The organism is Helicobacter sp. MIT 00-7814 (genome assembly GCF_003364115.1).
GTDB lineage: Bacteria > Campylobacterota > Campylobacteria > Campylobacterales > Helicobacteraceae > Helicobacter_F.
Genome location: NZ_NXLL01000043.1, coordinates 1 through 9,395, shown reverse-complemented (window position 1 = coordinate 9,395; position 9,395 = coordinate 1). Strand labels below are relative to the sequence as shown.

The 9,395-nt window shown below is 39.0% G+C and carries 7 protein-coding genes; 1 reads left to right on the top strand and 6 read right to left on the bottom strand.

Annotated features, from left to right (window positions below):
* From CQA49_RS09370 to CQA49_RS09355, 3 genes are all read right to left on the bottom strand, one after another.
* Window positions 1-1,151: DUF4043 family protein (locus CQA49_RS09370; RefSeq protein WP_115575696.1), on the bottom strand; the 1,151-nt coding region annotated here is incomplete at its 3' end.
* A gap of 23 nt (window positions 1,152-1,174) precedes the next feature.
* Window positions 1,175-1,768: a hypothetical protein gene (locus CQA49_RS09365; protein WP_115575695.1), complete on the bottom strand. Its 594-nt coding sequence runs from the start codon at window positions 1,766-1,768 to the stop codon at window positions 1,175-1,177.
* A gap of 313 nt (window positions 1,769-2,081) precedes the next feature.
* Entirely contained in the window at window positions 2,082-2,438 is a 357-nt protein-coding gene (locus tag CQA49_RS09355; protein ID WP_115575693.1) for a hypothetical protein, read from the bottom strand.
* 133 nt (window positions 2,439-2,571) lie between these two features.
* Here CQA49_RS09355 and CQA49_RS09350 point away from each other — a divergent pair, with 133 nt between their 5' ends.
* Window positions 2,572-4,125 carry a hypothetical protein gene (locus tag CQA49_RS09350; RefSeq protein WP_115575692.1) on the top strand — a complete coding sequence of 518 codons (1,554 nt, stop codon included), beginning with the start codon at window positions 2,572-2,574 and terminating at the stop codon, window positions 4,123-4,125.
* 10 nt (window positions 4,126-4,135) lie between these two features.
* Here the strand turns inward: CQA49_RS09350 and CQA49_RS09345 are convergent, their stop codons facing one another.
* The 3 genes from CQA49_RS09345 to CQA49_RS09335 all read right to left on the bottom strand — a co-directional run.
* Window positions 4,136-5,854, bottom strand: a complete 1,719-nt coding sequence (locus CQA49_RS09345) for a hypothetical protein (protein ID WP_115575691.1) — start codon at window positions 5,852-5,854, stop codon at window positions 4,136-4,138.
* Window positions 5,855-5,915: 61 nt separating this feature from the next.
* Window positions 5,916-6,479, bottom strand: coding sequence for a hypothetical protein (locus CQA49_RS09340; protein WP_115575690.1), 564 nt, complete (start codon window positions 6,477-6,479; stop codon window positions 5,916-5,918).
* 57 nt (window positions 6,480-6,536) lie between these two features.
* On the bottom strand, window positions 6,537-9,395 hold a 2,859-nt coding region (locus CQA49_RS09335), incomplete at its 5' end, for a DEAD/DEAH box helicase family protein (RefSeq protein WP_147288684.1).

Here is a 9,395-nt window from a genome sequence, read left to right as displayed (position 1 = left end):
GCTAGCCCGATTGTTGCAAAATCTTGGTTGCTATACACACTAAGATTGCCATTCTCTAGGCTAAAGCGTCCTTTAGAAATTGCCATCAATCTATCAACCGCGCATTTAATCTTGCGCCCTGCATCGACTTTCTCAATGTAGAATTTCACGCTATCACTTCCGCCCATTACAAGCGCGCTTGCGCCTATCAATGCGCCTAAAGCGACAGGTTGATTATTAGCATAAGAGCTAGGCGGTGTGAGCCTTGAGAAGTTTTGCTTGTTAATGTTTGCTTCAAATTCAGAATCTGCGATCTCAGAATTTAAAAATCCAGGTTGCATTTTCGTCCAAACGCCCATATCAAGCACAGGGCAATTATCAATCATTCCAGCAAGTCCTGTGAAAAGGCGGTTTTTATCTCCTCTATCACCTGCATACTTTTGCATTTCGCGCCATTCAGGATCGTTTTTGAGTTGATTAATCCCGTGAGAATCTAGCAAAATGAGATAAGAATAATTCATTATGCTAATCCCACCCTCTGTGGTTGTCTCACTTCTTGTAGGTTTGATTGGGAATGCTTCTTTATTGTTGTATAAAAGCCCAGTGCGTGCCATAAAAATAGCGCGTCTAAGCATTTTACAATTCACTACATCGCCTTTGGCAATCTTTTTGGTGGCACTTTGCACGCTTTTTTCTGCGCTTGTGTCTTTAAAGCCATTTGTTGCGTCTGCGACAACGATATTTGTAAAATCATTGCTTAGCGCAGTGATAAAAGCTCTATCGCGCACATCTGCAATCCATTCTGCAAGATTCTCACTTGATTCGTTTTTGAAGTCAATAAACTGCATTTGGCTATATTGCTCAATTGGGCTTAAAAGCGCATTTCCTTTCACTTCAGGGTAGATTGTTTGGCTCAAAATCTCCAAATCATCGTAATTTGTATCAAAGTCAGCATTGCCTGCTACACCTTTGCCTGTGAGCTTTGATTTTAAGCGTGGGCGGAATGGTTGGTAATTAGTTACATTAAAGGTTCTTATTCCTCTATCTCCACCGCGTCCGACAAGTGGTTCAAAAGGGCTTTTCATCCAGCTTGCTTTTTCAATCTCTTTGCCTATTTCAATGCCGATATTTGGGTTATTTACAATTGCTTCATAAGTGATTGCGTTTGTCATTGGGATTCTCCTTAAAGTTTAGGTTATTGTCTTGTCATTGGCAGATTTGTATCTGCGCCTAGTTCTGCATTGCCTGCGACACCGCTTAACTGCTCGGGCAGTTGTGTGCCTTGCTCTGCGCCCTCTTGCTCTTGTCCTAATTGTTTGAAAACCTCTTCCTTATTATTGAAAAGATTAAGCAAAGCTTCATAAAAATACTGCACAGGCAGGCTTTCTAGCTCATCTTTTACCTCTTGTGGCAGGCTTTCAAAAAAGCTCAAAAGCTCATCTTTATCAATATCTGGGTGATTTTGTAAAAAAGCCTCTAGGGCTTGTTCTTTTTGCGCGCTTAGCTCACTTGCTTGGATTTCTCCGCGCAAAGTGTTTGCCTGTCCCATTTTTTCTTTGATACCACTTAGAAACTCATTTTGAAAGCTAATGACTTGTTTAAAAAACTCCTCTCTATTTTCAAAAAAGAGTTCCTCAAGCTCTGGGCTTTCATTGACTTTCTGCGTGATAGCTGAAACAAAGTTATTTTCAAAGGCATTGAGCGCGTCATTGATTTCGCCCTCTAAGATTCCTAGTTGCTCGCTTGGATTTGGCGGGCTAGGTTGTTGTTGTTCTATTTGCTGGTCCATTTTTGTCTCCTTTCTAAAAATTCAGTCTTTGCGCGCTTTTCGCGGATTCTGCAAAAAATGCTTAGTCACTACCGCTTAGGTAGCTCCTGTCGCATTTTTTTTGAAAACCGCAAAAATCATCGCAAATCCTTAGAATTTTTTTGTGCTTGGTTGGTTTTGGCGATTTGTCGTTCGCAACGCGTGCCACTTAAAAAATTCTAGGTTTTGAGCTATTTTTGTGGTTTTCGAGCAAAATTTGAGCGGAGCGCACTTTGGCGTGCGTGAGCGAAAATTTTGTAAAGAATCCGCAAAAAGAGCCAAAAGATAGAATTTTTTACACATATTCTGCGAGAATCTTTGATGGCAGAAAATAATGCACTCTCACTTTTACCTCTCCGCTGTCTCCTGTGAAGTTGCCTTTCAAAATTCCTGTTTTTTTCAGCGTAGTAACGCTTGCGCTTCTGTGCGTTGTTTGTGTGGCAATATCCACACCGCTTAAAAACTCCTTACCATCAAAGCTAAGTGTTGCTACACTTGTTGCAGGTGCTGGGGTTAGCACTTCTAGGCTTATATCTAGGACTTCAGCACCCTCTGGCAAAACGCAAATATCTGCATTTGCTTTGTCAGCAAGTAAGCTCAAATCCAAAATAACCACGCTTAAATAGCTTATGTGATTGACTTTTTGTTGCATAAAATCTCCTTTGTTGATTTTGTAGTCGCAAATTTAGTTTTTTTGAAAATTTAAAAAAAGGGTTAAAAAATGCTATTTATCCCTAGCTTTTAGGAAGTGCGTTTTGGTGTAATTGCGCTAAAAAAGGCAAATTATGGATAAAAAGGAATTGCAAAAAGAGTTTTTACTAAGACAAAAGGCGCGCTTAGATTTCAAAACCTTTGTGCTTTTAAAGTGGGAGCGTTACAATAACACGCCATTTTTGGATAATTGGCATTATGATTTTCTTTGCAAAATGCTAGAATCCACAACGCCATTTGACGATAATCAAAACATTATCACGCGTTTAATGCTCAATATGCCACCTAGCTATGGCAAGACTGAAATTATTGCGCGTTGTTTCATCGCGTGGGCATTAGGTAAGGATAGAAAACGCAAATTTTTCTATATTAGCTATTCTGATGAGCTTTGTAAAAAAATCTCAAATCAAGTAAGAGATTTGCTCAAATCCCCCTTTTGGGCTGGAATCTTTGGCACTACGCCTACTTTTTTACAAGACAATGCAAATGAGTTTGTATTAAAAGAGGGCGGGGGGCTGTTTGTTACGACTTTAAAATCATCTTTGACAGGATTTCACGCGCACCAAATAATCATCGATGACCCAATTAAAGTTATCGATATGAACTCAAAAGCCGAACGAATGCGCGTAAATCAAAACTTCAAAGAAAGCGTGCTGTCGCGCTTGCAGGATAATAAAAGCAATATTACGATTTTAATGCAACGCTTAGGCGATGAGGATTTGTGCGGATTCTTGCTTGATGAGAAACACTTTGAGCCTGAAGTTATCAATCAATGGGAAGTTATCAAACTAAAAGCCATTAATGAGACACAAGAAACCTACACAATCAAGGATTTTCACTACACACGCGCGCCAAATGAAGCCCTTTTCCCCCAAAGACACACAATACAAGAGCTTGAAAACTTACGCGCACAAATGGGAAGCGATGAGTTTAGCACGCAGTATTTGCAAGAACCTCAAGTAAGCGAAGCAGGATTTTTTGAGGAAGTATATTTTGTCAGGATCCCTAGCTTTGAGCAAAATGCACAAAATGAGTATATTTTTATCGATAATGCGACAAGCTTAAATACCAACGCGGATAATCGCGCTATTGTTTGCATTGGCGTGGAGGAATACAAAGAGGGTGCGCGCTATGTGGTTAAAGACTGCTTATTTGGTATTTGGAGCGAGGAGGAGACGATTTTAAATATCTTGCAAATGTGTGCTAGCTTTTCAAGCGCGCAGGTTTTTATTGAGAGTGAGGGCGGGGGGCTAACTTTGGAGAGATTGCTACAAAGAGAGTTAGTAAAGACAAACACAACCCTAAAGGCAAAAAATAAGCCACTCATTACAAATACAATCAACACCTACACGCCCAGCAGAAAAATTTCAAAGGTTGAGAAAATCAAGGCATTGCGTCCATTTTACAATACAGGCTATTTAGTGTTTTTGCACAATGCTAGGGGCTTAGAGCAGATTAAAAAAGAATTGCTAAGTTTCAATCCTGCAAAGCCTTTTAGAAAAGATGATTGTATCGATTGTATTGCAAGTGCGCTAGCGCATAGTAGTGTCGTGCCAAAGAGAAAAGAAAACAAAGAGCGCACACAAAGCGTAAGCTATTATCAAAAGGTTGGGAATTTTAGGATTTAGCTTTGAGCTTTTATAAGTCCTTGCTTTCAAGCTCTTGGTAAAGCTTGATGGTTTCCTCGTCTGTGACATAATTATAGAGTTCTTGGCACTCATCAGCTTCAATTTGGGCGTAATACACTAAGTTTGTTTCTTTCAAGTATTCAAAATAAGAGTCTATGTCCTCATATCCCAAACTTGCAAACTCTTGCATTTTAAAAAATGGCTCATAGCTTGGTGCTTGTGGGATTAAGCTAGATTCTTGGGCGTTTAGGTTGTAGGGGTTGTATAATTTATTAAAACCATCTCTAAGAGTGCTTTTACATCTGTCGGATGCAGGCGTTGAAAGCTTTTTTTCTAAGTCTATTTTAACTTCATCAAATGTTTCAAAATCTCGATACACAATACTTACCATCTCGCCATCTTTAGCCGACCATCTCCAGCTAGCCTGCACGCCTACCTTATCTAAGTATTTTGCTTCACTTTCATAATTATTTTTAATGTAAAAAATAGCCAGCTGTTTATTTGAGGCTGTTTTTATCGGACTAAAGAATCTTTTCTCCACCGCCTTTTGGTATTCGCTCAAGCCCTGTACAGAATCTTTTAGCTCATCATACACAAGCAAGCATTCATAAATTTGTTTCTCTAGCGCGTTAGCATTTTTTAGCTTTGCTTCTGCCTGCGCTTTTTGCTCTAGCAATTGATTGGGATTTTTAATGTAGCTTAAGATTTTTTCGTCCTCTGTTTGTAAAATCACGCTTTGAGCTTTGTTTTTCTCCTCGCTGTTATCCTTAAAAGAATCCACTTGATAGCTTCTCTTTTTTACCACTTCGCCTTTATCCTCGCCAAAGTTATAGCGACTAAGTGTGTTTTTTGTTTCAAAAATAAACATTTGATTTTCAAAGCTTTTTAAATAGTAGTTGTATTCCTTGTCAGCTAGGCTTCTTATGAGATTTGTGGTATTTGCTATATCTTGGTCGCTTAGGTAGTATTCGCGCCCATTGATGACTTTTTTAAGCCAGCGACTAATTTTGTTTTTATCTTTTTTCTCGCTAAAACTTACCAAAACACACTTTGCAAGTAATGCCATAGCCTCGCCGATTTTTCTAAATTGTCCATTATAGAAGTTTTCTAAGCGTCTTTGCAAGTCGTCTTTTTCTTGCTCTAAATAATTAATATTTGCAAGCTCAAAATTTGGGCTTGATTGCAGGGATTTAACTTGCTCTTTGGCGTTGAAATTCCCAGCTTTTAGTGAGTTCCTACCAAAGAGTGTATCGCTAAGCTCACTTGGTTGCTCTTGTTTGGCGGGATTATAAGGCTTTGTTGGGTCATAATGGCTATAATCTCCAGCGCCACCAGCCTTATAAGATTCTCCATTAGCTAGGTGCTCGTAGGGTTGTTTTACATCTTTGGGCTTTAGGATTTGTATATTTTTTAAATCATCTTTGCCTTTTAAAATATATGTTTTTGTCTCAATCAGCCCTTTATCAATTTCACGCATAATACTTTCATTGCCGATAACGCCTAAAGCTGCTTCCATTATTTCTTTTGGGTTTAATAAACGCCAGATACTCCCCATTCCACCTCTATATTTATCACGCAAGAAATAATCTGCTTTGGTTTTAATATAGGGGTCTAAACTTGCAAGCGTAGAGGTTTTAATATTGTATTCTTTTAAAATTTTGCTTACTTCACTTTTAAGGTGTCTTTCTGTTGAAGCCTGAGATAATCCGCGCCAAAGAATATCAAACATTGCCTAAGCCTTTAAGTTTTTAAGCGCAAGTGTAGAATCTAGCGCTTAAAAATTAAAGGGCTTAAAAAAGTGTAGGTGTTTCTTTAGGTGGTGTGTTTTTGCTTTGCTCGTTTTGGTCGCTTTCACTCATTTCGTCATTTGTATCATCTCTCTCATCGCTTGCCTCGTCCTCTGCCTTATCATATCGCCCTTTTGCTTCATAATCCATTACACAGCCTAGCGCAAATAAAGGTCTCACCTTTGCAATAAAAAGCCAATTTAGCGGGTTGGGGTCGCCTTTAGTTATATATTCTTGAAATGTCTTATAGTTCATTCTTATATTGTAAAACTGCTCATTCCATTCCCAAAACCAGTAAAACTCATCATTGTAGGCATTTGTAAATTTATCTCTAAACCATTGAGTAGGTATGCTCTTTTTCTTGTTATTGCTCTTTAAGATATTCTTGTATATTGTTATTGAATCGTGAATATCATTTTTAAATGTTGAAAGCCTTTCATAAACTTTTGGATAAAAAACCGCGTCCGCTGAATCATTCCTACTATGTGTAAGTCTTGTTTGTTGCTTGTGTAAATGCTCTTTTTTTAAAAAGAATTTTTCTAAAAGACTTTCTTCCCAGCCCATCATAGCCTACCCCCTAGCAATCAAGTTGGGGAAATATTAGTATAAAATTACAAACAAGCCTTAGAGTGCCTTATATTGATTGTTATCTCTCTCATAGGCTTGCGCGTATGCACCTAGTCCCCCAGCTCCGCTAACAATTGCATATTTTGCAAGGCTTGCGGGTTTGGGGATAAGCTCTTTTATTTTCTTATCGACTGCTTCCTGTAGGCTTTGCGCGTATTCTAAAAGCGCATCCAGCCTCTCTTGCTCATCAAATGCTTCTTTGCGCGCCTTTGCCTTTGCAAGGTTGGTTTTCTCCCTTGCAATCTCGCGCAATTTTTCGCCCTCTTTCCTTGTGTGATTTTGCAGAATCTTTAAGAAGTTGAGGCTATCACTCGGGCTAAAGTTAGAAAGCATACGCCTTGTGCCCTCAAGGAAATAACGCTTGCTCTCTTTTTCAAAGAAAAATGTAAGCTCGCCTAAATTATCTTTTACCGCGTAGAGATCTGCGCCATTGTAGCTGTAGAGATTGTAAGGAATCCCACTTTCAAGCTTTTGTAAGATTGTCTCTTTTTGCTTATTCATCGCTTCACGCAAAGCCTGCAAATTTGCCTTTTGCGCTTCATCATCAAACACTATGCTTGCGGGCTTATTGAGAGATTCTTTTAAATCTAGCTCAAAGGCTTGATGATTAAATTCTAGCTTAGCGCCTTCAAAGCTAGGCTTAAAGGTATCAATTGTCTTAAGCTCAGATTCTAGCTTTGCAAGTTTTTCGCTAAATTCGCGGATATCTTTTTCCTTATTGCTAAATTCTCGCAATTGCGATTGCTTCAAGCTTTCTAGTTCGTCTATGTCTTTATTTACCTTGACAAGCTCTATTCCATTTTTATTCCCGCTAGATTCTGCTGCCATTAAGTCATAGTCAATCATTTCTTTGACATTAAGTTCAGTTTCGACATCGCTTCCTTTGTAAAAATTCCTAAACGCCCTTGACTTCGCCTCTAGCATTTCAAACATTCTAGAATCTAGCGTCTCCTCTGTAGCATACACGATATTTTTAGCAAAGAATTCACTCTTTTCATTGCTCGCCCTTATGGCTAGCTCATTTCCCTGTCTTACAAGTCTGCCAATTCGTTGCGTGTAATCACTCGGACGATAGGGGGAATCTAGGTGGTGCATTGCCACCATTCTTTTTTGTATGTTTGCGCCTGTGCCTGTTTTTGCGGTGGTGGTGATAAGGACGCGCACTTTTCCGCTATTTACGTCTTTATAAAGATCTTTGTATTTCTCTTTTTTCCAATCACCTATAATTTGCACTTCTTGTGGCTCAAAAATTGCCTTTCCGCTAGAATCTTTTTGCGCTAGCAGTTGGTTTTTAAGCTCTTTATGCGCGTTAAATCCTAAAATATCATTCACGCCTAAATCACAAAACACCACTTGCGTGCCTTTGTCTTTTTCCCACTCTTTGGCTATTGTGGCTATGTTTTGCGCGCTTTGGTGGATTTTGGTATCTTTTAAAAGCTCGGGGTTTTTGGCAATAGCTTCATTTGCTCGCTTTGGTGCTAAAAGTCTAGGGTCTAGGCTTAGTTTGCGTGCGTTATTAAAGATGGTTAGGTGGTTTATGCCATTTTCCATTGCACCTTGTGGATTCTCTTTGAGATATTTCGCATCTGCTAGCACAATATCATCAAAAAGCTCTGCTACAAGCTTGCTTTTTTTAATCATCGCGCTTTGGGCTAGCACATTTGGTAAAATCACCTTTACACCGCTTAAATTTGCTTGATCGATGACTTCTTTCATATCAATAGTGTCAAACACGCGATTAACAAAATTCATCAGCGTTTTATTATTCCGCGTTCCCACGATATAATCTTCAAACACGCGCTCACCTGTTGGCTTTGTCTCAAGCACTTTTTCAATCCTTACAAAATCATTGATAAAATTGTCTATATGCTCAATCCCAAACATTTTTAAGCCCTGCGGGTCTAAATGCCTTAGCATATGATGGACTTCTAGCAGTGAGTTACTCATCGGCGTGCCTGTAGCAAATACGATTTTCTTGCCATTTTTATTTAAAAATGAAGTCTTTAGCAAGAGATTCATCGCCTTTGCGCTTCCTAGCTTGCTTCCCATTTGCTTAGATTCATACGCACTTGCAAAAGGCAGGTTTTTATACTCGTGGGCTTCATCAAGCAATAAGGAATCAAAGCCTAGCTCTGTAAAATCCTTGTTGGTTTTTTTATTGCCTTGCACGCCTGCAAGCCTATCCTCTAAGCTTTTAAGCTCTCGCTGGATTCTGCGCTCAACGCTTCCGCTTGCCTCGCCTGCAAGTCTCTTTTTCTCCTCGATTAAATCCTCATAAAAATCCCTTTGATACGCATAAGGCATATTAATGCTATCAAATACACTATGTCCGACGATCACAGAATCAAAGTCATTGTAGGCGATTTGATTAAGCAAGTTTGAAAAATTCTTATCACTTACACTTTGGATACTCATAATCTTAGCATTTGGGTAGAGATTTAAAAAATCATTTTGAAACTGCGTTACAAGGTGATTTGGCACAGCAATAAGTGGCTTTTTAGATTTGTTGGTGCGTCTTAACTCCATTGCGGTGGTTATAAGTGTGTAGGTTTTACCCGCGCCTACTTCGTGGTTTAAAAGTATATTTTTATCCCCAAATACTGCCTTTTGCACCGCTCTATTTTGTGTAGGGCGTAATTTTATAGCAGGATTTGCGCCCTCGTAGGTTTTAGTCGCGCTATATGTTACTTCTTTGGGATTTGCATAAATATTGCGCTTTTCATTAAAAGCCTTTGTAATCAAATCTTGCAAATGTGCATTTTGCGCGATATGCTCGCTAAAATCTTTCTGCAATTGCTTCACTGCTAAATCAAAGCTTACACTATAATGCTTGTCTTTAAAGCGTCTTGTTGCATA